The organism is Microvirga sp. GN3 (assembly GCF_055792825.1).
The window spans coordinates 78,669-100,738 of sequence record NZ_JBVVAK010000014.1 but is presented as its reverse complement, the minus strand read 5'-3'; the positions used below and the strand labels follow the sequence as shown (position 1 = coordinate 100,738).

Genomic DNA, 22,070 nt, shown 5'->3' with positions numbered 1-22,070 from the left:
CTGCAAGCTCAAAGAGTTCAAGCGCATTGCCATGAGAGCCGACAAAACCGACCAAAGCTTCTCCGCCATGATCTATCTCGCAGCCGCCGTCATCAATTCACGATAAATCCCCACAAGCCTTAGAGCATCGGACCCAAAAGTGGAGGGCACTTTTGGGATCAATCCGATGATCATTTTTAAATCGGCGACGGTTTGATCTGATTTTAGGAATTCGGTTATCGAAGCGCGGCCTTTCGAGCCGCGCTTTTTGTTGGGAGTTTCATGTTGCCCGCCTTATCCGATATCACCCTGGATCAGCTTTTCCACGAAGCCCGCACCCATCGCTGGTGGCAGGATCGCGCAGTCCCGGAGGCGATCCTGCGCGAAATCGCCGATCTCGCCAAGCTGGGGCCGACCAGCGCCAATTCCTCACCCGGCCGCTTCGTCTTCGTGGTGTCTCGGGAAGCCAAGGAGAGGCTCAAGCCGCATCTCGACGAGGGTAATGTGCGCCAGACCATGAGCGCGCCCGCGACCGTGATTGTGGCCTATGACACGGAGTTCTACGAGAAGCTCTTCACCCTCGCGCCGAACAACCCCGGTGCACGCAGCTGGTTCGCCGGCAAGCCGGATGCCATCGAGAGAACCGGTTTCCAGGGCTCCTGCCTCCAGGGCGCCTATCTCATCATGGCCGCCCGCGCGCTTGGGCTCGATTGCGGACCTATGGGCGGATTCGACCGCAAGGGCGTGGATGAGACCTTCTTCCCGAACGGCAAGTTGAAGTCGAACTTCCTGATCAATCTCGGCTACGGCATCCCCGAAAAACTCCATCCGCGCCAGCCGCGTCTCGCTCTCGAGGAATTCTGCGCCATCGCGTGAGGGTCAGCCTCGGGTCGGCGACACGATCCGCTCGATAAGGCCGATCACGGCCGACCTGAAGGCTGCCGGGTCAGAGCCTGCCTCAATAGCGAGCGCCGCCCGGTCGAAGGCAGCGGACAGAAGCGCGGTCACGGCGGGGAGCGAAAAGTCCGGCTTGGGCGATCCGAGTGCGGCTTCCAGCCCCTCGCGCAGGGTTCGCGCCGCGTGGGCCTCGTCGATGGCCGCGATATCGCCTACTCCGAGGACGGCGGGGCCGTCGACAAGCAGAAGGCGCGTGCGGCCTGGGACGGACATCGCGTCGAGATAGGCCATGCTTCCTTTCAGCAGCGCATCCCGAGGCGGCAGCATCGAAGAGGTCGATGCCTCGATCTCTGCGGCTACGGCCCGGGCCTCCCGTTCCAGCACGGCCCGGAAGAGATCCCGCTTGTCGTCGAAGTGGTGATAGAGCGCGCCGCGAGTCACCTTGGCCGCATCGACGATCTCCGGGGTTGAGGTCTCGGCATAGCCCTTCTCGATGAACAGCGCCCGCGCCGCGTCGAGCAGGGCTGCCCTGGTGGCCTCGGCCCGTTCCGGATTGGTCCGCCTCGATTGCATACATACAGCCTGTATGTTATTTATCAGAAACATGCAGACTGTATGTCAAATGGCGGAGGTTGAACAGAGATGAAGATCACAAGCTACTATCCGGTGATCCTGACCCGCGACGTGGCCGGCACGGCTGCCTTCTATGCCGGGCATTTCGGCTTCCGACCGGTTTTCAGCGGCGACTGGTACGTGCATCTGCAGTTCGGCGGCGATCCTTCGATCAATCTGGCCATCCTGGACAGCCGGCACGACACAATTCCCGCCGAGGCCCGTCAGCCTGCCTCCGGGCTGATCCTCAACTTCGAGATCGAGGATCCGGAGACCCTCTACCATGAGGTCCAAGAAGCGGGACTGCCGATCCTCATCCCCCTGAGAGACGAGCCCTTCGGCCAGCGCCACTTCATCACCAGGGATCCCAACGGCGTGCTGATCGACGTAATCAAGCCGATCCCGCCGAGTGCCGAGTTCGCAGCGCAATACGAGGCGGGCACTCTGCAGCAGAATGGAGTTTGATGCACGCTCGACAGCTTTCGCGTCGCCCATTCTTCCGTGTCATCCCCGGCGAGCGTTGTGAGGGAAGGGGATCCATAGTGACGAGCGTGCGGATGGATTCCCTTCCCCTCCGCTACACTCCGGCGGGGAATGACACCGTCGCCACACCCTCCGCCGTCATCCCCGTCCCCGGACTTGATCCGGGGATCAGTCCCGGGGATCCACGTCTTTGCAACGCTGCGGTTCCAAGACGTGGGTGGCCGGAACAAGTCCGGGGATGGATGACGCGATAGGCGCTTGGATAATGTTCTCATTTTGTTCTTGACAATGATCCTAGCATTAGCTATATCATTGCCTCAGATCTGCTCCTGGCGAGGGGCGCGCTCGCGAGGCGTCGCAGTGTGGGAGTAGGCACGGTCCCGTGCACGCACTGAACGCAGGTGCGGGTGACGGGAGGCCCAGGATGCTGGGTTGGTCGTCGGGATCGGTCGCAGGCCGCCGTCGCGCAGACGGTCACCGCCTGCGGCGGTTGACTGAGCCGGCCTCGCCTGTCCGCCTCAACAAGCCGTGCGCGAAGAGACAGTTCGGCTCTTCCCTTCACCATCAGACATCGAGCCGGGCTGCCTGTCGCGCCACCCTCGATCAACCCTCAGGCTCGCAGCGCAAGCTGCGGGCCCCACGGTGCTGGCTCTTTGATATGCCTGTTGAGACATCATCCCGGACGGAGCAGGGCGAAGATCCGATACAATCCATCACTCCGCCCCCGCGCCTCTGATTCCGGGTTCCCTCCTCTCGGTGTCTTGCTCTAAAGAAACAGGAAGATCTGACGGAGACGAATGTTGCGCGTCCTTGCCATCGATACTGCCCTCGGCGCCTGCTCGGCCTGCATCATTGAGGCCGGGGAGACCGTGCCACTGGCCGCCGAGACCATTCCCATGGACCGCGGCCATGCCGAAGCCCTGATGCCGTTGCTCGACCGACTCTCGGCGCAGGTCGAAGGCGGCTTCGAGAGCCTCGACCGGGTGGCCGTCACCGTGGGGCCTGGCAGCTATACGGGCCTGCGCGTCGGCATCAGCGCCGCCCGCGGCATCGGGCTTGCAGCCGAGATTCCAGTCGTAGGCGTTGCAACCCTCTCTGCCTTCCTGGCGCCGCTGATGGTCAGCGACAAGCGCGGTCTCTTCACCGCTGCCATCGATGCCAAGCACGGCCATATCTACATTCAGGCCATCGCGCCGGGCGGACGGACCATCATTCCGCCGGGGCTCATGTCCTATCGCGAGGCCATCCGGCTTCTCGGCTCCGGCCCGATCCTCATTGCCGGATCGGCCTCCGCCATGCTCGCCGCGGAGGCCCGCGCTCAAGGAGTGGAAGCCCATATCAGCGATGTGTCAGGCTTCCCCGACATCGCCTGGGTGGCCAGACTCGGAGTGCTTGCCGATCCGAATCAGGCGCTGCCGAAGCCGCTTTACCTGCGCGAGCCCGATGCCAAGCCGCAGGACGGGGCCCGAATCGCCAGGCAATGAGTATTCTCGACCGCTTCATCCACCCGCCAGCTCCGCGCATCGAAGCCGTCGGAACCGAGGCCGCCGCCCGGCTTGCCGCCATCCATGCCTCCGCCTTTGCGCGGGCCTGGAGCACGCTCGATTTCGAGCGCCTGCTCGGCGAGCGCGGCGTCTTGGCGGATGGGCTCTTTCTCGGACGCACCATGAAGCCTGCCGGTTTCGTCCTATCACGGATCGTGCTCGACGAGGCGGAGATCATCACGGTCGCGATCGCCTCGGAGGCGCGCGGCAAGGGCCATGCGCGGCCGCTGCTCTCCCATCATCTCGACCAGCTCTCGCGCCGGGGCGTGGGACGCGTGCATCTAGAGGTCGAGGAGGGCAATGCGCCGGCCATCGCCCTCTACCGCCGCCTGCGTTTTCGGGACATCGGACGGCGCGAGGGCTATTATCAGAAGGCCGACGGGACCAAGGCTGCGGCGCTGACCATGGCTTTGGACCTATAGCCCGCTTCGCTTCGCTCGCTTATAAGCCTGGGCAAGTGCATCGTGTGGACCCAGCGGACCGCGCCGAACGATGCACCAGTTAAGAAATGGGCATCGGACCGATTCCGAAAGTGCCTTCGACTTTTGGGTCCGATGCTCAGGGAGTTGGTTCAGCCTTGGTTACACGGAACAGCACATCCGCCAAACCGCGGCGGTCGGACGCCATCGAGCGCGCCTGCCGCAACAAGGGCCTGCGCATGACGGGCCAGCGTCGGATCATCGCCCGGATTCTCGATGCTGCCGAGGATCACCCGGACGTGGTGGAATTGCACCGGCGAGCAGTTGAGGTGGACGACCGCATCTCGCTCTCCACCGTCTACCGCACGGTCAAACTGTTCGAGACCGAAGGTATTCTGGAGCGGCACGATTTCCGCGACGGACGCTCGCGCTACGAGCAGGCCACGCGGGAGCACCATGACCACCTCATCAATCTCGAGACCGGCGACGTGATCGAATTCCGCTCCGAGGAGATCGAGGCGCTGCAGAACGAGATCGCCAAGCGGCTCGGCTACAAGGTCGTCTATCACCGGCTCGAACTCTACGCGATGCCGCTCGACAAGGACGACGCGTGACAAGAATTGGCGTCGCCTTACGGCTTCTGGTGCTCGGCCTGTGCAGCGTCGTGCTCGTGCCCTTGCAGATGCTGGCCCTGCGCTTCGGCTGGTCGTCGATGCTGCACGTCCTGCCGGTGTGGTTTCACAGGATCCTGCTGAGACTGTTCAACGTGCGCGTGATCGAGCGGGGAACGCCGCCGACTGACGCGCCCACCATTGTATTGTCCAACCACGTCTCCTGGCTCGATATCCCGGTGATCGGATCGCTGCATCCGCTCTCGTTCATTGCCAAATCGGAGGTCGAAGGCTGGCCCGTGGTTGGCCTTTGCGCGAAACTCCAGCGCTCCGTCTTCATCGACCGTCAGCGCCGCAAGGCCACCGCCGAGGTCAACGATGCACTCGCACACCGGCTGGTGAAGGGCGAGGCGATCGTGCTGTTTGCGGAAGGCACCACCAGCGACGGCAACCGCCTCCTGCCCTTCCGCTCCTCGCTGGTGGGCGGGGCCCAGGCCGCACTCATGCATGACAGCGTCGAGCGGGTTTTTCTGCAGCCGCTCGCCATTGCCTATACCCACCGCAACGGCCTGCCCGTGACCCGGCGCGAGCGCCCCTTCATCGCCTGGTACGGCGACATGGATCTTGCGCCGCATCTGAAGATGTTCGTGCGCGGCGTGCCGCTCGACGTCGTCGTGACCTGGGGCGAGCCGATTCCTTTCAACGGCAACCGCAAACAGGCGACGGCGTCAGCCGAGGCCGAGATCCGCCGGGCGCTGAAGGCGGCGTAAAGGATGTCATCCCCGGCGGCCGCAGGCCGGGAAGGGGATCTACTTACGGGCTCTGTCGCTATGGATTCCCTTCCCCTCTACTGACGCTCCGGCCGGAAATGACACAGCCGCATCACACCCGCGCCGCCTCGGCGACATGGGCCTTCGCCTCCTCCAGCAGCCACGCCCGGAAGGCTGCGAGGGCCGGGCGGTCTGCGGTCGCTTCGGGGCAGACCACGTAATACTGATAGGACCCTTTCACCTGCTGCGGAAAGGGCTGAATCAGGCGGCCGGCCTGCAGGTAATCGCCGATCAGCACATTGGTCGCGAGCGCCACGCCCTGGCCGGAGGCCGCAGCCTGCAGGCAGAGATAGGTGTGGGTGAAGCGCGGGCCGCGGGAGGTGTCGACGCCCGCGACACTCAAAGTCGCGAGCCAGCGATCCCAAGTGGTGTAATCGGGAATGCTCTCCACCGCCTCGTGCAGCAGCGTGTGATGACGCAAATCCGACAGCTCCTTCAGGGGGCGTTTCGGATCACCCAGCAGCGATGCGCTGCAGACAGCGAAGAAGAACTCATCCATCAACAGGTCCGAGCGCAGGCCCGGATAATTCCCCCGGCCGAAGCGGATCGCCACGTCCACGTCCTCGCGGGCGAAATCCGTCAGCCGCGTATCGACCGACACTCGGACTTCCAGGTCGGGGTGCTGCATCTTGAGCGAGCCGAGCCGAGGGATGAGCCAGCCCGCGGCGAAACTCGGCATGGAGCTGACCGTGATCACGTTGGACCGGTCGGAGCGCAGGGCCTGCGCCGTCGCATTGTCGAGCCGGTCGAGGATATCGGAGAGCGAAGCTGCATAATGTTCGCCCAGCGGGGTCAGCGCGACGCCCCGGCTCGGCTGGCGCACGAAGAGAGGTCGCCCGAGCCAGGACTCCAAGGATTTCACCTGCTGGCCCACGGCGCTTGCCGTAACGGCGATCTCGTCGCCGGCCTTTTCGAAATTCAGGTGGCGGGCCGCTGCCTCGAAGGCGCGCAAGGCATTGAGCGGCGGGAGACGACGGCGGGACATGGCGGATCCGGATACATTGCCCAAGTTTTACTTGGGTGAAACTCAAGAACTTCTCGTTTGCTTATAACCTATCACAGGAGCACATTTCTCTTCAATGAAACGCCATTGAAGGAGACCCGCCATGGCGATCGGATATGCCTCAGCAAATCTTGGGCTTCACGCCGCCCGCCACGAGCACCGGAATACCATGCTCAAGATGCTTCTGCGGTTCGAGTCATGGCTCGACCGGCGCGAAACCTCGAAGGAGTTGTACACGATGGACGATCGGGCGCTCGCCGATATCGGGTTGTCACGGGCCGACGTGGAGGGTTTGAATGCCGCCTCCTGGCAGGATCACCTTCCCTCCGCGTTCAGCCGATGAATTCCCGAAAGGCACCCTGATGAAGCTCTATTCCGGTCCGTTAAGCCTGTTTTCCCGCAAGGTCGAGATCGCCCTTCACGAAAAGGGACTCGCTTTCGAGCAGATCCTGGTGCCGTTCACGCAGACGAAGGGCTACAATCCCAAGAATCCGGATGTGCTGGCCATCAATCCCAAGGGACAGGTCCCGGTCCTTGTCGATGGGGACCTGTCCCTCTACGATTCGACGGTGATCCTCGAGTACCTGGAAGACGCCTACCCCGAACCGGCGCTCTATCCGAAGGCGCCGGCGGAGCGCGCCCGCTCCCGGGTCTTCGACGTGTTCGGCGACGAGATCATGCTGGCCCCGCTGCGCTTCCTGATGCATCGCACAGAACCGAAGCCCGACGACCTGACACGCTGGGAAGCGAAGGAGCTGAAAGCCAGGGAAGCCGAACCGGTTCTCGCCGGCCATTTCGCCGGGCTCGACCGCGCGCTCCAGGGCAAGGACTATCTCTGCAGCGCCTTCTCGGCCGCCGACATCGCGGTCTTCATGGCCGTGTTCTGGTCCCGCCGCCTCGGTGGGCCATCGCTGCGGGGCTACGACGCCCTTGCCGCTTGGTACGCGCGGCTCAGCGCGCGTCCGGCTTTTGCAAAGGTCGTTTCTGAAATCCATGCCGCCGATGCGGAATTGTCGGCTCCCGTGGAGGGAGCATTTCGGGATTAGGGACAGCGCCGTTCCCGATTGTTTCTCACCCGTCATGGCCGGACTTGATCCGGCCATCCACGTCTTGGGAACCACAGGATTGAAAAAACGTGGATCCCCGGGACAAGCCCGGGGATGACGGAGAGGGTTTCCGAACGACCGGAGTAAACGAGAATCCTTGAGCCAAACGGCCGCTATTCTCTTGCACGCATAAAAGGCATAAAAGGGCGCTCGATCTTCCTCCGCCCGATTGTAAGCAGAACAGGCCGACCTCGTGAAAAAAGTCTTCGTCAAATCCTACGGCTGCCAGATGAACGTCTACGATGCCGAGCGCATGGCGGACATGCTGGCGACCGAAGGCTACAGCGAAACCAAGGCGATGGAGGAGGCGGATCTCGTCATCCTCAACACCTGCCACATCCGCGAGAAGGCCGCCGAGAAGGTCTATTCCGAGCTCGGCCGCGTGCGCGAATTGAAGAAGGAGCGCGAGACTCACGGCCAGGAGACGAAGATCGTGGTGGCCGGCTGCGTTGCGCAGGCCGAGGGCAAGGAGATCCTGCGCCGGGCGCCCGCCGTCGACGTGGTGGTCGGCCCGCAGAACTATCATAACCTGCCGGCGCTTCTGAAAAAGTCGCGCACTGATCGCGTCGTCGATACGGAATTCCCGATCGAGGACAAGTTCGATCACCTGCCCGCACCAAGCAAGGCCAAGACCCAGAGCCGCGGTGTGTCGGCGTTCCTGACGATCCAGGAGGGCTGCGACAAGTTCTGCACCTTCTGCGTGGTGCCCTATACACGCGGCGCCGAGGTCTCGCGCCCCGTCGCCAAGATCCTCGACGAGGCCCTGCGGCTTGCCGATGCGAGCGTGCGCGAGCTGACGCTGATCGGGCAGAACGTGAACGCCTATCACGGCGAGGGGCCGGACGGCTCCGTCTGGTCGCTCGGCCGCCTGCTCCATCGCCTGGCGGAAGTGCCCGGCATTGCGCGGCTTCGCTATACCACCAGCCACCCGCGCGACATGGACGACGAGCTGATCGCGGCCCATCGCGACCTGCCTGCCGTGATGCCCTATCTGCACCTGCCGGTGCAGTCCGGCTCCGACCGCATTCTCGATGTCATGAACCGCAAGCACACGGGCGACGAGTACCGCCGCCTGATCGAGCGCATCCGCAAAGCTCAGCCGAACCTCGCCCTTTCCTCCGACTTCATCGTCGGCTTCCCCGGCGAGACGGATGCCGAGTTCGAGGAGACCATGCGGCTCGTGTCCGATGTGGGTTTCGCCAGCTCCTTCTCGTTCAAGTACAGCCCCCGCCCCGGAACGCCCGCAGCGGAGATTGAAGCCCAAGTGTCCGAGGCCCTGAAGGCTGAGCGTCTGGCGCGGCTGCAGAATCTGCTGGAAACGCAGCGCCAGGCCTTCAATCGCGGAACCGTGGGCCAGACCCTCGACGTTCTCTTGGAGAAGCCGGGTCGTCATCCGGGCCAGATGGCGGGCAAGTCGCCCTATCTGCAGGCCGTGCAGATCGAGACCGACCGCCACGCCGTCGGCGAGATCGTCACGGTGCGGATCACGCAGGCCGGTTCCAACAGCCTGTTCGGAGAATGGGTCGGGCCCGGCAGTCAGGCCGCGGCCTAGATCCTTGTCCGGCAAGACCCCATATTCGTCCGTCGCAACATTTGCGGCGGATCATCAAAGGAGAGGCATTTGAGTCCAGCGGACAATGCGACCGCACGAGCACAGAAGGGACGAAGCGCCAACAGCTTGCATCCCGGCGTCGTCGAAGAGGCCGAAATCATCCTCACTTTCGACGACAACCGCCTCGCCAGCCTCGTCTTCGGACAATACGACCAGAACCTCGCCCATCTGGAGCGGCGCCTGAACCTGACCGCCATCGCCAACGGCAATCGCGTCACCGTGAAAGGCACGCCCGAGGCCTCCGAGATGGCGCGCCGGGTGCTGGAAGGGCTCTATGAGCGCGCCCGCCAGGGCGGAGCGCTCGGGCCGGGTGACGTCGACGGTGCCATCGAGGAAAGCACGCTGCAGGGCAGTCTCTTCCCCGCCGCCGAAGAAGCTTCCGTTCCTGGACTTACTGCCTTTGACCAGATCTCCACCCGCCGGCGCGGTCCGGTGCGTGCCCGCAATGCGGCGCAGAATGCCTATATCAAGGCGATCAAGACGAACGAGCTCGTCTTTGCCGAGGGCCCTGCCGGCACCGGCAAGACTTGGCTTGCCGTGGGCTACGCAGTCTCGCTCCTGGAACAGGGGCAGGTGGACCGCCTGATCATCTCCCGTCCCGCCGTGGAAGCGGGCGAGCGCCTCGGCTTCCTGCCCGGCGACATGCGCGAGAAGGTCGATCCCTATCTTCGGCCGATCTATGACGCGCTCTACGATTTCATGGAAGCCCGACACGTGGACCGGGGCCTGCAGACCGGCATGATCGAGATCGCGCCGCTCGCGTTCATGCGCGGGCGCACGCTCACCAACTCTCTGGTGCTGCTCGACGAGGCGCAGAACACCACATCGATGCAGATGAAGATGTTTCTGACCCGCCTCGGCGAAGGCTCGCGGATGATCATTACCGGCGACCCGACGCAGATCGACCTGCCGCCGGGCCAGAAGTCGGGTCTCGTCGAGGCGATACGCATCCTTCAGGGCGTCGAGGGCATCGCCCGCGTTACCTTCAAGGAAGCCGACGTGGTGCGCCACGATCTCGTGCGCCGCATCGTGACCGCCTATGACAAGGCCGCCCGCGAGGCGCCGCCGGAACCGCCGCGCCAGGATTATCGGGACCGCAGGCCGTGATCACACTCGACATCATGATCGAGGCGGGCGACTGGGACCGCCTCAAGGACGCAGAGGCCCTGGCCCAAAAGGCCGCTGAGGCCGCGCTTGCCGTCACTTACGAGGCCGAGGGCGAATACGAAGCGAGCGTCATGCTCACCGACGATGCCGAGATCCAGGAACTGAACCGCACCTGGCGGGCTAAGGACAAGCCCACCAACGTGCTCTCCTTCCCGGCGCCCGAGCAACCGGGTGCGACAGGCCCTCGCCATTTGGGCGATATTGCTTTAGCGTACGAGACCCTGGTGCGCGAATCCGAAGAGGAATCCAAGGAACTCGCGCATCATTTTGCCCATTTGATCGTCCATGGAGTTCTGCATCTCCTCGGCTACGACCACGAGGTCGAGGCGGAGGCGGAGATCATGGAAGGTCTTGAGGTCAAGGCGCTCGCCACTCTTGGCATCGCCGATCCCTATCGCGATATGGCAGCTTGAACGGCTGACGTTTAGGCTGAAAACCCACTGCAATGAACGAAGATCGAAGTCGTAGCGACCGACCTGTCCGCCCCCTCACCGAGACAGACGACACACGCGACCATTGGTACGACCGGGTTCTGACCCGTCTCGGCCTGAAACCCCGCGAATCCATCCGCCACGATCTTGAGGATGTCCTCGCAGAAACTGTCGAGGACACCGACTTTTCGCCCCAGGAGCGGGCGATGCTCAAGAACGTGCTCTCCTTCCACCGGATCCGGGTCGAGGACGTGATGGTGCCCCGCGCCGACATCGTGGCGGTTGCCGCTGACACCAATCTCGGCGAGCTTTTGAGCCTCTTCCGCACGGCTGGCCATTCCCGTCTGCCGGTCTATGGCGAGACGCTGGATGACCCCAAGGGGATGGTCCATATCCGCGACTTTCTCGATTTCATCGCCATGCGGGCCGATGGCGGTGCTTCGGAATCGGGCTCGAGCGACGAGGCTCCCCTGCCGAGTCTCGGCCAGATCGACCTGTCGATGGTGCTCTCCTCCGCCAACATCCTGCGGCCAGTCCTGTTCGTGCCGCGCTCCATGCCGGCCATCGACCTTCTGGTGCGCATGCAGGCGACCCGCACGCATATGGCCCTCGTCATCGATGAGTATGGCGGCACCGATGGCCTCGTTTCCATCGAGGATCTGGTCGAGATGGTCGTGGGCGACATTGAGGATGAGCACGACGAGGACTCGACGCTGACCATCGTGCCGGCGGCCGACGGCACCTATATCGCCGACGCTCGCGCGAGCCTCGACGAGGTCAAGGACGTGCTGGGCCTCGACCTCACCGATGAAGAAGGTGCCGAGGACATCGACACGATCGGTGGCTTCATCGTGACGCTCGCCGGGCGCGTGCCCTCCCGCAGCGAAGTGATCGAGGGCCCCTCGGGCCTGGAATTCGAGGTTCTCGATGCCGATCCGCGGCGCGTGAAGCGATTGCGCGTCCATCGCCGTACCTTCGCTCTCGAGACCGAGGCCGGAGAAAGCCAAGCGACCGCCCCGCGCCCTGAAAGCGCTGCCGCGGAATGAGGCGCCTGAGCGACCGCGTCATCCTTGCTGAAGGATGGCGCCGCTGGCTGCTGGCCTTTGCAGTTGGGGCCATCGGCGCCCTGGCCATGCCGCCTTTCGGGTTCCTGCCCGCCCTCGTTCTCTCCTTGACTCCCGCGATCTGGCTCCTGGACGGGACCGCCAAGGACGGTCCGTCCCGCTGGGCTCCTTTCAAGTCCGCGGCGCTCGTCGGCTGGTTCTGGGGCTTCGGCTATTTCGTCGCCGGCCTCTGGTGGCTCGGTGCAGCCTTTCTCGTGGAGGCCGACCAATTTGCGTGGGCCATGCCCTTCGGGGTGCTGGGCCTGCCCGCCCTGCTCGCCTTCTTTCCCGCTTCCGGCTTTGCGCTGGCCCGCCTGTTCTGGCTGCCCGATGCCTGGCGGATCATTGCCTTCGCCTTCGGTATGACCGTCAGCGAATTCTTCCGTGGCCATCTCTTCACCGGCTTTCCCTGGAACAATCCTGGGCTGGCGCTCGGCCAGAACCTCTGGCTGATGCAGTCAGCCTCGCTCGTCGGCCTCTATGGCCTCACATTCCTGAGCCTCGTGATCGGCGCCGCACCCGCGGTTCTGCTCACGGGAAAGACGACGCGCGCTCGCTGGACGGCTCCGGGCATCGCGGCCGCACTGCTTCTCGGCCTTGCCGTCTTCGGCTTCTGGCGCATCCCCTCCGAGACCTCACGCACGGCCGAGAACGTGCGCCTGCGCATCATGCAGCCCAACCTGCCGCAGGACGCCAAGTTCAACCCGCGTAACCGGGACGCCATCATGCGGCGCTACCTGACCTTGAGCGCAAGCCCAGGCCGGGACGGCAGTACCGCTGCACCAACTCACATCATCTGGCCGGAATCGGCTTTTCCCTTCCTGCTTCATCGCGATCCCGGCTCGCTCGCGCAGATCGCCACGCTCCTCGGTCCTGGCTCCGTTCTGGTCACGGGCGCCGCCCGCATGGACGATCCTCTGCCCGGCGAAGCTGTCGGCAAGTTCTATAACGCCATCCAGGTGATCGACGAGAAGGGCACGATCCTCGGCGCTTATGACAAGGTTCACCTGGTGCCCTTCGGGGAATACGTGCCGAAATTCCTCGACGCCCTGATCCGGGCCGCAGGACTGCGTCAGTTCGTGCACATTCCTGGCGGGTTCGAGCCGAGCGGGAAGCGCACCACGCTGTCCATCCCGGGTCTGCCGCCGGTCGCCGCAACGATCTGCTACGAGGCGATCTTTCCTGGCGAGATCCTGGCCGAGGGCCCACGTCCCGACCTGATCCTCAACGTGACCAACGACGCTTGGTTCGGGCAGACGCCAGGACCCTATCAGCACTTCGCCCAGGCCCGCCTGCGGGCGGTGGAGGAAGGCCTGCCTCTGGTCAGAGCCGCCAATACCGGGATTTCGGCCGTGGTCGATCCTTTTGGCCGAATCGTGGATAACCTTCCATTGGGAGTTGAAGGTATCATCGACTCATCTCTTCCAGTTGCGGAACCCGGTACTCTTTATAGGAAGTGGGGTAGGTTTTCTTTGACGGCCACGCTTATGATCTGCTTAATGATCTTGATTGTACGTCAAAGGCGCCAATCATCCTTTCCTTAAGTAAATCATGCCTTGACGTTACGTCAATATTGGCGAGGGGACAGGCCACAATGAAGAAATCGACGGGGTCTATCGATAAGGAAATCGGAAGCAGGGTGCGTATGCGCCGGATTTCTATTGGGATGAGCCAAGAAAAGCTTGGCGATATGCTTGGCCTGACCTTCCAGCAGGTTCAGAAATACGAAAAGGGCATGAACCGGATCAGCGTCGCCCGTCTCGTTGAAATTGCCAAGATCCTCAATGTCGAGATCGATTTCTTCTTCGATGGAATCAAGGGCGGAAAGGCCGAGCCAGGCTTCGCCGAACCCGGCGCCCCTCCCTATGTGGCCGACATGATGTCGACGCCCGAAGGCCTGCAGCTCGTCCGAACCTTCGCCAGCATCAAGAGTCCAAAGGTCCGTAAAAGCATTGTTCAGCTTGTCGGCGCGCTTGCCGCCCAAGAAGAGGTAGAGCGTTCGTCATAAAGAACACGTTCGCTTGACCTTTCTTTAAGCCTGCGGCATGAGCATATTTTGAAGCCTGTAGCTGACTGCGGGCACCCAATTTCTATTGCCTGAAGGAATTCTATCGTGCGGCGTTCGAGCTACCTTTTCACGAGCGAGTCGGTTTCCGAGGGTCATCCGGATAAGGTCTGCGACCGGATTTCCGATGCCGTCGTCGACGCCTATCTGGCCGCCGAGCCGGAAGCCCGCGTCGCCTGCGAAACGCTCGCCACCACCAACCGCGTCGTCATCGCCGGCGAAGTGCGCGGCCCTGACTCCATCACCAAGGACAAGGTGATCGAGCTCGCCCGCGATGCCATCAAGGATATCGGTTACGAGCAGGAAGGCTTCCACTGGAAGAACGCCGACGTCTCGGTCTATCTCCACGCCCAGTCGGCGCATATCGCCCAGGGCGTCGATGCCGCCGGCAACAAGGATGAAGGCGCGGGCGACCAGGGCATCATGTTCGGCTACGCCTGCAACGAGACGCCCGAGCTGATGCCGGCGCCGATCTACTACGCCCACAAGATCCTCGAGAACCTGACCGCTGCCCGTAAAGCGAAGGTCGGCGATGCGGCCAAGCTCGGCCCCGACGCCAAGAGCCAAGTCACAGTGCGCTACGAGAATGGCAAGCCCATCGCGGCGACCCAGATCGTTCTCTCGACCCAGCACCTGGACGAGAACCTCTCCTCCGACGACGTTCGCGCCATCGTCGAGCCTTACATCCGCCAGACCCTGCCCGAGGGCTGGATCTCGGCCCAGACCATCTGGCATGTGAACCCCACCGGCAAGTTCGTGATCGGCGGTCCGGACGGCGATTGCGGCCTGACCGGTCGCAAGATCATCGTCGACACCTATGGCGGTGCAGCTCCCCACGGCGGCGGCGCCTTCTCCGGCAAGGATCCGACCAAAGTGGACCGCTCGGCCGCTTACGCCGCGCGCTATCTCGCCAAGAACGTGGTCGCGGCGGGTCTCGCCGAGAATTGCACCCTGCAGCTCTCCTATGCCATCGGCGTGGCCAAGCCCCTATCGATTTATGTGGATCTCCACGGTACCGGCAAGGTGGACGAGGGCAAGCTCGAGGCCGTCCTCATGGACGCCATGGACCTCTCGCCCCGCGGCATCCGCACGCATCTCGGCCTCAACAAGCCGATCTATGCCCGCACCTCGGCCTATGGCCATTTCGGTCGCGCGCCGCAGGCCGATGGCGGTTTCTCCTGGGAGCGCACGGATCTGGCCGATCGCCTCAAGGCGGCGTTCCGCTAGAGATTCTCCAGCCGCCGAACCTGCTTCGGCGGCTTTGAAATTTCCCGAAAAGAGCCGGTTTCCTGGAAGGGGCCGGCTCTCAACGTATTGTCTGGCCGAAGTGCCGGATCCCTATGAACCGGATCGTGGTTTCTTCAGGAGCATGTGTCCGATGAGTGACGTCTCCGAACGGGCCGGCGCCTTTTTCGGGCGCCGGAAAGGCAAGAAGCTTCGCGCCGGCCAGGACGAACTGGTCCAAAACCTGCTGCCCGCGATCCGCGTGGTCCCGGGCAGCGATCTCACGGGTCAGTTTCCGAACCGCGAGGCGCGGGAAACCTGGCTCGAGATCGGCTTCGGTGGCGGCGAGCATCTCGCCTCCCAGGCCCGCGAACGTCGAGACGTCAACTTCATCGGCTGCGAGCCCTTCGTGAACGGCATGGCGAAGCTCCTGGCAGTGATCGAGCACGAGCACCTCGACAATGTCCGCGTCTGGGACGACGACGTCACCGATCTGCTGCCGACCCTGCCAGACGACTCTTTCGACCGGGTTCACATCCTCTATCCCGATCCCTGGCCGAAGCGCCGTCAGCGCAAGCGCCGCCTCGTCTCGGACGAGACCCTCGATCTGCTCGCGCGCGTGATGAAGCCCGGTGCGGAGCTGCGCTTTGCCAGCGACATCGACGACTATATCGGCTGGGTGCTCGCCCGGGCCCTCCGCTCCCCGCATTTCCGCTGGACCGCGGCCCGCGCCGACGACTGGCGCAAACCCTATGAGGGCTGGCCGGGCACCCGCTACGAGGCCAAGGCCATCCGCGAAGGCCGAGTGCCGAGCTACCTGACCTTCGTGCGGATCTGATCATCAGATGGGAGCCCGGGCCGCATGCTCGTCGCTCACGACCCTGCCATCGACGAGATGGATGCGCCGATCCACCCGTGCCGCGATCTCCATATCGTGCGTGACGGCGATGACCGTCTTGCCGCGCTTGTGCACGAGATCCCGCAGGATCTGAAACACCTGCTCCGAGCTCTTGCTGTCGAGGCTGCCCGTTGGCTCGTCGGCCAGCACCATATGGGGATCGTTGGCGAGCGCGCGGGCTACCGCCACTCGTTGGCGCTGGCCGCCGGAGAGCTGGTCCGGCCTCTTGTCGAGATGGCCGGCAAGACCGAGATCCTCCAGAAGCCCCGCTGCGCGATCGTGCATTTCCGCGGCCGACAGACGGCCCGCCTTGCGCATGGGAAGTTCCACGTTTCGAAGAATCGTGAATTCCGGCAGCAGGAAATGAAACTGAAACACGAAGCCCAGCATCTCGAGCCGCAGTCGCGCGAGTGCATTGTCGTCCAGGACGGACGTGTCCTGACCGGCGATCTTGAGACTGCCGCTGGTCGGGCGGTCGAGAAGACCGAGCAGATAGAGCAGCGAGGACTTGCCGGAGCCGGACGGGCCGGTGATGGCGATGAACTCCCGCTCGCTCACGGTGAGCGAGACGTCCCGCACCAGGGTAACCGGCACCGTGGCGGGCAGGATGCGGGTGAGATCTTCGGCTTCGATGAGTGGCGTCATGTGGCGCCCCGGATGATGTCGACCGGGTTGAGCCGGGCGGCCTGGCGCGCCGGGAGATAGCCCGCGACCCCCGCCGACGCGAGGGCGAAGCCCGCCGCGATCAGGTAATGCCAGGGCGACCAGAACAAGGGGAGGTTGGTCATCTCGCGGCCGATGGCTGCGCCGGAGACCTTGAACTCGACCTGTGACAAGGCAAAGCAGAGGAGAAAGCCCAAAAGCCAGCCGACCACCGAGCCGGCAAGACCGAGTGCCAGTCCCTCGATCAGGAACAGCCGGCGCATATTGCCTTGCGTGAAGCCGAGGGATTTCAGGATCGCGATATCGCGCGCCTTTTCGTGGGTGATGGTGGAGATGATGTTGAAGATCCCGAACCCTGCTACGAGCAGGATCGCGCCCACCACGGTGTACATGACCACATTGCGCACCACCAAGGCCTCCAGAAGGGATTCGTTCGCCTCCTGCCAGGGCACCGCCTTGTAGCCGAGCTCGGCTTCCGCCTGACGGGCGACCTGGGGGGCGGCCTCCGGGTCGTCGAGGCGCAGGCGGATGTCGTTGATGGCATTGGGGCGCTCGCTCAGGATCTGTGCGTTCTTGAGCAGCACATAGGTCTCGCCTTCGTCGCGGGCGTTGGTACCGGTGTGAAACTGTCCGACGATCCTGAACCCTCGTGACTGGCCGGTCGGCGCGACGACCTGGATCGTCGTCCCCGTCGACGCGCCGAGTCTCTGCGCAAGGCGGTCGCCCACGATGATGTTGTTCCCGCCGGCCCGAAGCGCGTCGAAGCTGCCTTCGATGAAATCCCCGGCGACGGACGAGACCTGAGCCTCGATCTCCGGCTCGACGCCGATCACGGTGACACCCACATCCCGTCCTGCATAGCGCACCACGCCCTGTGTCCGCAGGCTCTGCGCCAAGCGGCCCGGCACCCAGGCCCGCAAGGAGGCTATGGCGGCGGCGGGATTGAGAATGCCTCGGCGATCCTCCTTCGGGCGCAGACCCTCGAATTGTGCCGCGGCGAACAGGTCCTCCGCGGGCTGCCGGCGCGGGGCGCGGTGCTCGTCGGTGATCTGAACATGGGGCATGGTGTCGACGAGCTGGGCGATGAAATCCTTCTCGGTGCCCTGCATCAACGCCGCCATGGCGATGGAGAAGCCGACGCCGAGAGCGACCCCGAGAATTGCCACGACGGTTTGCCGGCCGCGTCCGGCGATATGGGTCAGGGCGAGTTCGAGGATGAGACGCATGTCAGCCTCTCCTTTCCAGAACCTTCACCCCATCGGTCAATTCGTCCGGGAAGGGGGCGATCACCCGATCCGTCTCGGCAAGGCCCTGCTGAATCTGCGTGTTGCGGGCGCCGCGGATCCCGACCTTCACGTCACGCTTGCGGGCCACATCGCCCTCCAACACGAACAGGGTGCTGCCACGCAGGGCATTGGCGGGAACCAGGAGCGCGCTGGGCTCGACCCGGACGATCACATTCACCTCCACGGTCATGCCGATGCGCAGGGGCGTGTCCTCCGGCAGAGCAAGGTGGACACGATAGGTCTTGGCGACGGGGTCACCCTTCGGCGTGATCGAATCGACTTTCGCTTCCAGAACTTGGTCCGGAAAGGCGTCGGCCTTGAGAACGGCGCGCTGGCCGACCGCGACGCGCGGGATATCCTCCTCGTTTACGTCGGCTTCGACCTGCAGGGGCTTGGGCTCTCCAACCCAGAACAGCACGGTCCCGGGCTCGGCCACCTCACCTACCTCCCCGTCCTGGCGCAGGACGACCCCGCTCATGGGGGCACGCAGGACGTAAGACTCAAGCCGGGTTTCCTGGCCGGCGATGAGAGCTTGAATCTGGCCGAGTTCGCTGCGAGCGCGGTCAAGGGCCTGATCGCTGGCGACCCGGCGTTCCACCAGAGCGGCGATCCGGTCGTAATCCGCCGCGGTCAGCTTCTGCCGCGCTTTAAGCTCCGCAAGCGTGGCCTCCGGCTGGCGGCTGTCGAGGCGGGCAAGGACAGCTCCCCGTTCCACCGACTCGCCCTCGCAATTGCACAGCTCGACGATGCGCTCCCGCAGAAGAGGCGCCACCTTGGCCCAGGTGCGCGGCTCCACGACGCCGGTCGCATAGACGATCTCGGCCACATCTCCGCGCTTCGGAGAAACGACGGTGACCTCCGGCGGCCGGCTGAAGCGCCAATATGCCGCCGCCGCTGCCAACAGCACGATCCCGAGCAGAACGAGGCGCGACATCTTCAAGGCATAGTCCTCCAAAGGAGGTCCTGCCTATCATGGCTTAAGCCAGGCCACGATAGCGTAGCTTTCCGGGGGTGCCGACGATCCGTCCCATGTCAAGGGATGCCGACAGGACCCTTGCATTTTTTGACTTGAATCGGTATATCTCTGATGTCAGCTCTGGTTGCAGCGTCAAGCTGCTGGTCGAGAGTGGGCCCCCCGGGGTCCGCTCTTTTTTATTGCTTGAACGCCGGAGCGTGCGGAGAGCCATGACAAACGAACGCGACAAGCGGCTGATTACGGAGAGCGGCGTCGCTGCCCGGGTGGCGGCCATCGTCGAGCCTGTGATCGAGGATCTGGGCTTCAATCTGGTGCGGGTGCGGGTCACCGGCCAGAATGGATGCACGGTGCAGATCATGGCCGAGAGGCCGGACGGCACCATGTCGGTAAGCGATTGCGAGACTGTGAGCCGGGGGATTTCGCCGGTTCTTGATCTTGAGGATCCCATCGCCACGGCCTATCACCTGGAAATCTCCTCGCCGGGGATCGATCGCCCGCTCGTGCGCACCAGCGATTTCGAACGCTGGAGCGGCTACGAGGCCAAGGTGGAGATGGCTGTGCCGGTTGAGGGCCGCAAACGTTTCCGCGGCTTCCTCCGGGGCGTGGAGGACGGGATGCTCGTGATCGAGCTGCCGGACGTGAAGGAGGGCCTCGAGCCCATCGCCCGCGTGCCCCTGACGGATCTTGGCGAGGCGCACCTCGTTCTCACCGATGAGCTGATCCGTGAATCGCTGCGCCGCGGAACGGCGCCGACCACGGACGACCTTGATGAAGACACGGATGTGGTGGAAGCGCCAGAGGCACGCGACCCGTCCGATAAGACGAAACCGAATTAAGGAGCGACCTCGATGGCTATCAGCGCCAACAGGCTTGAACTCTTGCAGATCGCCGATGCGGTCGCGCGCGAGAAGGTGATCGACAAGCAGATCGTGCTCGACGCCATGGCGGATGCCATCGCAAAAGCGGCCCGGTCCCGCTACGGTGCCGAGACCGACATCCATGCCGAGATCAACGGGAAGACCGGCGAGCTGCGCCTGGCCCGCCACCTCCTCGTGGTCGATGACGGCGCGGTCGAGAACGATTCCCGCGAGATCACCCTCGCCGAGGCCCGCACCCGCCACAATCCGGCCGCCCAGGTCGGCGACGTGATCGCCGACACCTTGCCGCCCTTCGACTTCGGCCGCATCGCCGCCCAATCGGCCAAGCAGGTGATCGTGCAGAAGGTGCGCGACGCCGAGCGCGACCGTCAGTATCAGGAATACAAGGACCGCATCGGCGAAGTCGTGAACGGCGCGGTCAAGCGCGTCGAATACGGCAATGTGATCGTCGATCTCGGGCGCGGTGAGGCGATCATCCGCCGCGATGAGCTGATCCCGCGCGAGACCTTCCGCCCTGGCGACCGCATCCGGGCCTATCTGTTCGACGTGCGCCGCGAGGCCCGCGGGCCGCAGATCTTCCTGTCGCGCACCCATCCGCAGTTCATGGCGAAGCTCTTCGCCTCCGAAGTGCCGGAGATCTATGACGGTATCGTCTCGGTGCAGGCTGTCGCCCGCGATCCGGGCTCCCGCGCCAAGATCGCCGTGACCTCGCGCGATTCTTCCATCGACCCGGTCGGCGCCTGCGTCGGTATGCGCGGCTCCCGCGTCCAGGCGGTGGTCGGAGAACTCCAGGGCGAGAAGATCGACATCATTCCCTGGTCCCCGGATCAGGCGACCTTCATCGTCAACGCGCTCCAGCCCGCGGAAGTGGTCAAGGTGGTGCTCGACGAGGAAGCCGACCGCATCGAGGTGGTGGTACCCGACGATCAGCTCTCGCTTGCTATCGGCCGCCGCGGCCAGAACGTGCGTCTGGCTTCGCAGCTCACCGGCTGGGACATCGACATTCTCACCGAGGCTGAGGAATCCGAGCGTCGCCAGAAGGAATTCGCCGAGCGCACCGAACTGTTCATGAACGCGCTCGACGTCGACGAGGTGGTCGGCCAGCTCCTTGCCTCCGAAGGCTTCCGCTCGGTCGAGGAAATCGCCTATGTGGACGCTGCCGAGGTGGCCTCCATCGAGGGCTTCGACGAGGACACCGCAGCCGAGATCCAGAGCCGCGCCCAGGAATATCTGGCCCGTATCGAGGCCGAGAACGAGACCCGCCGCAAGGAGCTTGGCGTCGCCGACGATCTGAAGGAGATCGACGGCGTCACCACGGCCATGCTGGTGGCCTTCGGCGAGAACGACATCAAGAATGTCGAGGATCTGGCCGGCTGCGCCACCGACGATCTCGTTGGCTGGACGGAAGGCCGCGGCGCCGAGGCGACCCGGTACAAGGGTTCGCTCGATGGCTTCGACGTTTCCCGTGCGGATGCCGAGAACATGATCATGGCCGCCCGCGTGAAGGCGGGCTGGATCGAGCAGCCGGAAGAGATCGTTGAGACTGAGGGATCGGCCGAAGAGGCCGAGACCGAAGCTCAGCCGTCTTAAAACGGCTATGATGGAGCGAGGTCAGCACCCGTGCCGCGGCATGAACCGGAGCGCACCTGCATCGTCACCCGCGAGGCTCAAAGCCCCGCGGGGCTGATCCGCTTTGTCCTCGGGCCCGACAACCAGGTCGTGCCCGACCTCAGGCACAAGCTGCCGGGCCGCGGCGTCTGGGTCACGGCCCGTTTTGACATGGTGGAAGAGGCGGCCAAACGTCGCCTCTTTTCCCGCGCCTTCAAGACCGAGGCCAGGGCACCGGAGACCCTGGCCCAGGATATCGAGCGTCTTCTCCGGGACGATCTCCGTCAGGGCCTGTCGCTCGCCAACAAGGCGGGCGCGGTGGTCACCGGCTTCTTCAAGGTCGAGTCGGCCATCGCAGATAAACCCGTCGTCGCCCTTATTCATGCCGCAGAGGCGGCCGAAGATGGGCGAAGAAAATTGGCAAACCAGTTGCGTAAACGCCTCGGCGAGGCAATATCTAGCTTTCCGGTCATCCAAGAATTGTCGAATGACGAATTGGATTTGGCATTAGGCCGGTCACATGTGATACATGCTGCCCTCGTCGCGGGCGCTGGGAGCGACGGCTTTCTGAACCGCTGGCATCGTTACCGCGTCTTTCGCGGCCTCGGCGCCGATCAAACTGGCCTCGGAAACGAGACCGGCGAACCCACGATTTTGAACCCGCAGGAACTTTAG

Annotated in this window: 23 protein-coding genes and 1 pseudogene; 19 read left to right on the top strand and 5 right to left on the bottom strand. The window is 63.9% G+C overall.

The features are described from left to right. Positions 1-261: 261 nt before the first annotated feature. A complete protein-coding gene (locus ACS5Q1_RS09790) occupies positions 262-855 on the top strand; it encodes a malonic semialdehyde reductase (RefSeq protein ID WP_473097966.1) in 594 nt (197 codons plus the stop codon). A gap of 3 nt (positions 856-858) precedes the next feature. Here ACS5Q1_RS09790 and ACS5Q1_RS09785 read toward each other — a convergent pair whose 3' ends face one another. Continuing rightward, complete coding sequence (locus ACS5Q1_RS09785; RefSeq protein ID WP_473097964.1) at positions 859-1,449, bottom strand: TetR/AcrR family transcriptional regulator; 591 nt, start codon at positions 1,447-1,449, stop codon at positions 859-861. Positions 1,450-1,518: 69 nt separating this feature from the next. Between ACS5Q1_RS09785 and ACS5Q1_RS09780 the strand changes: the two genes are divergently transcribed. The 5 genes from ACS5Q1_RS09780 to olsA all read left to right on the top strand — a co-directional run bounded on the left by ACS5Q1_RS09780 (position 1,519) and on the right by olsA (position 5,315). Further along, positions 1,519-1,953 (top strand): VOC family protein, encoded by a 435-nt coding sequence (locus ACS5Q1_RS09780; protein ID WP_473097963.1) that lies wholly within the window; start codon positions 1,519-1,521, stop codon positions 1,951-1,953. An 818-nt stretch (positions 1,954-2,771) separates the two neighbouring features. Continuing rightward, positions 2,772-3,455: a tRNA (adenosine(37)-N6)-threonylcarbamoyltransferase complex dimerization subunit type 1 TsaB gene (tsaB, locus tag ACS5Q1_RS09775; RefSeq protein ID WP_473097976.1), complete on the top strand. Its 684-nt coding sequence runs from the start codon at positions 2,772-2,774 to the stop codon at positions 3,453-3,455. Beyond that, positions 3,452-3,937 carry a GNAT family N-acetyltransferase gene (locus tag ACS5Q1_RS09770; RefSeq protein ID WP_473097962.1) on the top strand — a complete coding sequence of 162 codons (486 nt, stop codon included), beginning with the start codon at positions 3,452-3,454 and terminating at the stop codon, positions 3,935-3,937. The genes tsaB and ACS5Q1_RS09770 overlap by 4 nt, the downstream gene beginning before the upstream one ends. Positions 3,938-4,092: 155 nt before the next feature. Then, on the top strand, positions 4,093-4,548 hold the full coding sequence (locus ACS5Q1_RS09765; protein WP_473097961.1) for a Fur family transcriptional regulator: 456 nt from the start codon (positions 4,093-4,095) through the stop codon (positions 4,546-4,548). Next, the gene (gene olsA / locus ACS5Q1_RS09760) at positions 4,545-5,315 is read left to right on the top strand and encodes a lyso-ornithine lipid O-acyltransferase (RefSeq protein ID WP_473097960.1); all 771 of its coding nucleotides are present in this window, start codon (positions 4,545-4,547) and stop codon (positions 5,313-5,315) included. The genes ACS5Q1_RS09765 and olsA overlap by 4 nt, the downstream gene beginning before the upstream one ends. A gap of 112 nt (positions 5,316-5,427) precedes the next feature. Here the strand turns inward: olsA and gcvA are convergent, their stop codons facing one another. Then, complete coding sequence (gene gcvA, locus ACS5Q1_RS09755; RefSeq protein WP_473097959.1) at positions 5,428-6,360, bottom strand: transcriptional regulator GcvA; 933 nt, start codon at positions 6,358-6,360, stop codon at positions 5,428-5,430. A gap of 121 nt (positions 6,361-6,481) precedes the next feature. Here gcvA and ACS5Q1_RS09750 point away from each other — a divergent pair, with 121 nt between their 5' ends. From ACS5Q1_RS09750 to trmB, 10 genes are all read left to right on the top strand, one after another. Continuing rightward, positions 6,482-6,721, top strand: a complete 240-nt coding sequence (locus ACS5Q1_RS09750) for a DUF1127 domain-containing protein (RefSeq protein ID WP_473097958.1) — start codon at positions 6,482-6,484, stop codon at positions 6,719-6,721. Further along, positions 6,675-7,424 (top strand): glutathione S-transferase family protein, encoded by a 750-nt coding sequence (locus ACS5Q1_RS09745; protein WP_473097957.1) that lies wholly within the window; start codon positions 6,675-6,677, stop codon positions 7,422-7,424. The genes ACS5Q1_RS09750 and ACS5Q1_RS09745 overlap by 47 nt, the downstream gene beginning before the upstream one ends. A gap of 253 nt (positions 7,425-7,677) precedes the next feature. Beyond that, positions 7,678-9,036 carry a tRNA (N6-isopentenyl adenosine(37)-C2)-methylthiotransferase MiaB gene (gene miaB, locus ACS5Q1_RS09740; protein ID WP_473097956.1) on the top strand — a complete coding sequence of 453 codons (1,359 nt, stop codon included), beginning with the start codon at positions 7,678-7,680 and terminating at the stop codon, positions 9,034-9,036. A 69-nt stretch (positions 9,037-9,105) separates the two neighbouring features. Further along, entirely contained in the window at positions 9,106-10,203 is a 1,098-nt protein-coding gene (locus tag ACS5Q1_RS09735) for a PhoH family protein (protein ID WP_473097955.1), read from the top strand. A 14-nt stretch (positions 10,204-10,217) separates the two neighbouring features. Beyond that, a complete protein-coding gene (ybeY, locus tag ACS5Q1_RS09730; RefSeq protein WP_473097975.1) occupies positions 10,218-10,676 on the top strand; it encodes an rRNA maturation RNase YbeY in 459 nt (152 codons plus the stop codon). A gap of 32 nt (positions 10,677-10,708) precedes the next feature. Then, positions 10,709-11,740, top strand: coding sequence for a hemolysin family protein (locus ACS5Q1_RS09725; RefSeq protein WP_473097954.1), 1,032 nt, complete (start codon positions 10,709-10,711; stop codon positions 11,738-11,740). Beyond that, positions 11,737-13,341 carry an apolipoprotein N-acyltransferase gene (lnt, locus tag ACS5Q1_RS09720; RefSeq protein WP_473097953.1) on the top strand — a complete coding sequence of 535 codons (1,605 nt, stop codon included), beginning with the start codon at positions 11,737-11,739 and terminating at the stop codon, positions 13,339-13,341. The genes ACS5Q1_RS09725 and lnt overlap by 4 nt, the downstream gene beginning before the upstream one ends. Before the next feature lie 50 nt (positions 13,342-13,391). Beyond that, on the top strand, positions 13,392-13,805 hold the full coding sequence (locus tag ACS5Q1_RS09715; RefSeq protein WP_473097952.1) for a helix-turn-helix domain-containing protein: 414 nt from the start codon (positions 13,392-13,394) through the stop codon (positions 13,803-13,805). Between the two features lie 105 nt (positions 13,806-13,910). Beyond that, entirely contained in the window at positions 13,911-15,089 is a 1,179-nt protein-coding gene (gene metK / locus ACS5Q1_RS09710) for a methionine adenosyltransferase (RefSeq protein WP_473097951.1), read from the top strand. A gap of 151 nt (positions 15,090-15,240) precedes the next feature. Then, positions 15,241-15,924 carry a tRNA (guanine(46)-N(7))-methyltransferase TrmB gene (gene trmB, locus ACS5Q1_RS09705; protein ID WP_473097950.1) on the top strand — a complete coding sequence of 228 codons (684 nt, stop codon included), beginning with the start codon at positions 15,241-15,243 and terminating at the stop codon, positions 15,922-15,924. Between the two features lie 3 nt (positions 15,925-15,927). Here trmB and ACS5Q1_RS09700 read toward each other — a convergent pair whose 3' ends face one another. From ACS5Q1_RS09700 to ACS5Q1_RS09690, 3 genes are read right to left on the bottom strand one after another with little or no spacing between them, the layout of a single operon-like run. Then, entirely contained in the window at positions 15,928-16,629 is a 702-nt protein-coding gene (locus ACS5Q1_RS09700) for an ABC transporter ATP-binding protein (protein WP_473097949.1), read from the bottom strand. Next, positions 16,626-17,873 (bottom strand): ABC transporter permease, encoded by a 1,248-nt coding sequence (locus ACS5Q1_RS09695; protein WP_473097948.1) that lies wholly within the window; start codon positions 17,871-17,873, stop codon positions 16,626-16,628. The genes ACS5Q1_RS09700 and ACS5Q1_RS09695 overlap by 4 nt, the downstream gene beginning before the upstream one ends. Position 17,874: 1 nt before the next feature. Then, positions 17,875-18,867, bottom strand: coding sequence for an efflux RND transporter periplasmic adaptor subunit (locus ACS5Q1_RS09690; protein WP_473097974.1), 993 nt, complete (start codon positions 18,865-18,867; stop codon positions 17,875-17,877). Positions 18,868-19,118: 251 nt separating this feature from the next. Between ACS5Q1_RS09690 and rimP the strand changes: the two are divergent. The 3 genes and pseudogenes from rimP to ACS5Q1_RS09675 all read left to right on the top strand — a co-directional run. Continuing rightward, positions 19,119-19,736, top strand: a pseudogene (gene rimP, locus ACS5Q1_RS09685) (ribosome maturation factor RimP); the annotation flags it as partial. A gap of 21 nt (positions 19,737-19,757) precedes the next feature. After that, complete coding sequence (nusA, locus tag ACS5Q1_RS09680) at positions 19,758-21,377, top strand: transcription termination factor NusA (RefSeq protein ID WP_473097947.1); 1,620 nt, start codon at positions 19,758-19,760, stop codon at positions 21,375-21,377. Positions 21,378-21,407: 30 nt separating this feature from the next. Further along, positions 21,408-22,070 (top strand): RNA-binding protein, encoded by a 663-nt coding sequence (locus tag ACS5Q1_RS09675; protein ID WP_203441837.1) that lies wholly within the window; start codon positions 21,408-21,410, stop codon positions 22,068-22,070.

Excerpts from the sequence above, each read along its gene's own strand:
- nusA (WP_473097947.1), top strand. The coding sequence starts at position 19,758 with ATGGCTATCAGCGCCAACAGGCTTGAACTCTTGCAGATCGCCGATGCG.
- ACS5Q1_RS09690 (WP_473097974.1), bottom strand. The coding sequence starts at position 18,867 with ATGTCGCGCCTCGTTCTGCTCGGGATCGTGCTGTTGGCAGCGGCGGCG.
- ACS5Q1_RS09700 (WP_473097949.1), bottom strand. The coding sequence starts at position 16,629 with ATGACGCCACTCATCGAAGCCGAAGATCTCACCCGCATCCTGCCCGCC.
- trmB (WP_473097950.1), top strand. The coding sequence starts at position 15,241 with ATGAGTGACGTCTCCGAACGGGCCGGCGCCTTTTTCGGGCGCCGGAAA.
- ACS5Q1_RS09750 (WP_473097958.1), top strand. The coding sequence starts at position 6,482 with ATGGCGATCGGATATGCCTCAGCAAATCTTGGGCTTCACGCCGCCCGC.
- ACS5Q1_RS09785 (WP_473097964.1), bottom strand. The coding sequence starts at position 1,449 with ATGCAATCGAGGCGGACCAATCCGGAACGGGCCGAGGCCACCAGGGCA.
- gcvA (WP_473097959.1), bottom strand. The coding sequence starts at position 6,360 with ATGTCCCGCCGTCGTCTCCCGCCGCTCAATGCCTTGCGCGCCTTCGAG.
- ACS5Q1_RS09695 (WP_473097948.1), bottom strand. The coding sequence starts at position 17,873 with ATGCGTCTCATCCTCGAACTCGCCCTGACCCATATCGCCGGACGCGGC.
- ACS5Q1_RS09715 (WP_473097952.1), top strand. The coding sequence starts at position 13,392 with ATGAAGAAATCGACGGGGTCTATCGATAAGGAAATCGGAAGCAGGGTG.
- ACS5Q1_RS09725 (WP_473097954.1), top strand. The coding sequence starts at position 10,709 with ATGAACGAAGATCGAAGTCGTAGCGACCGACCTGTCCGCCCCCTCACC.
- ACS5Q1_RS09770 (WP_473097962.1), top strand. The coding sequence starts at position 3,452 with ATGAGTATTCTCGACCGCTTCATCCACCCGCCAGCTCCGCGCATCGAA.
- ybeY (WP_473097975.1), top strand. The coding sequence starts at position 10,218 with ATGATCGAGGCGGGCGACTGGGACCGCCTCAAGGACGCAGAGGCCCTG.
- ACS5Q1_RS09780 (WP_473097963.1), top strand. The coding sequence starts at position 1,519 with ATGAAGATCACAAGCTACTATCCGGTGATCCTGACCCGCGACGTGGCC.
- lnt (WP_473097953.1), top strand. The coding sequence starts at position 11,737 with ATGAGGCGCCTGAGCGACCGCGTCATCCTTGCTGAAGGATGGCGCCGC.
- ACS5Q1_RS09745 (WP_473097957.1), top strand. The coding sequence starts at position 6,675 with ATGCCGCCTCCTGGCAGGATCACCTTCCCTCCGCGTTCAGCCGATGAA.
- ACS5Q1_RS09790 (WP_473097966.1), top strand. The coding sequence starts at position 262 with ATGTTGCCCGCCTTATCCGATATCACCCTGGATCAGCTTTTCCACGAA.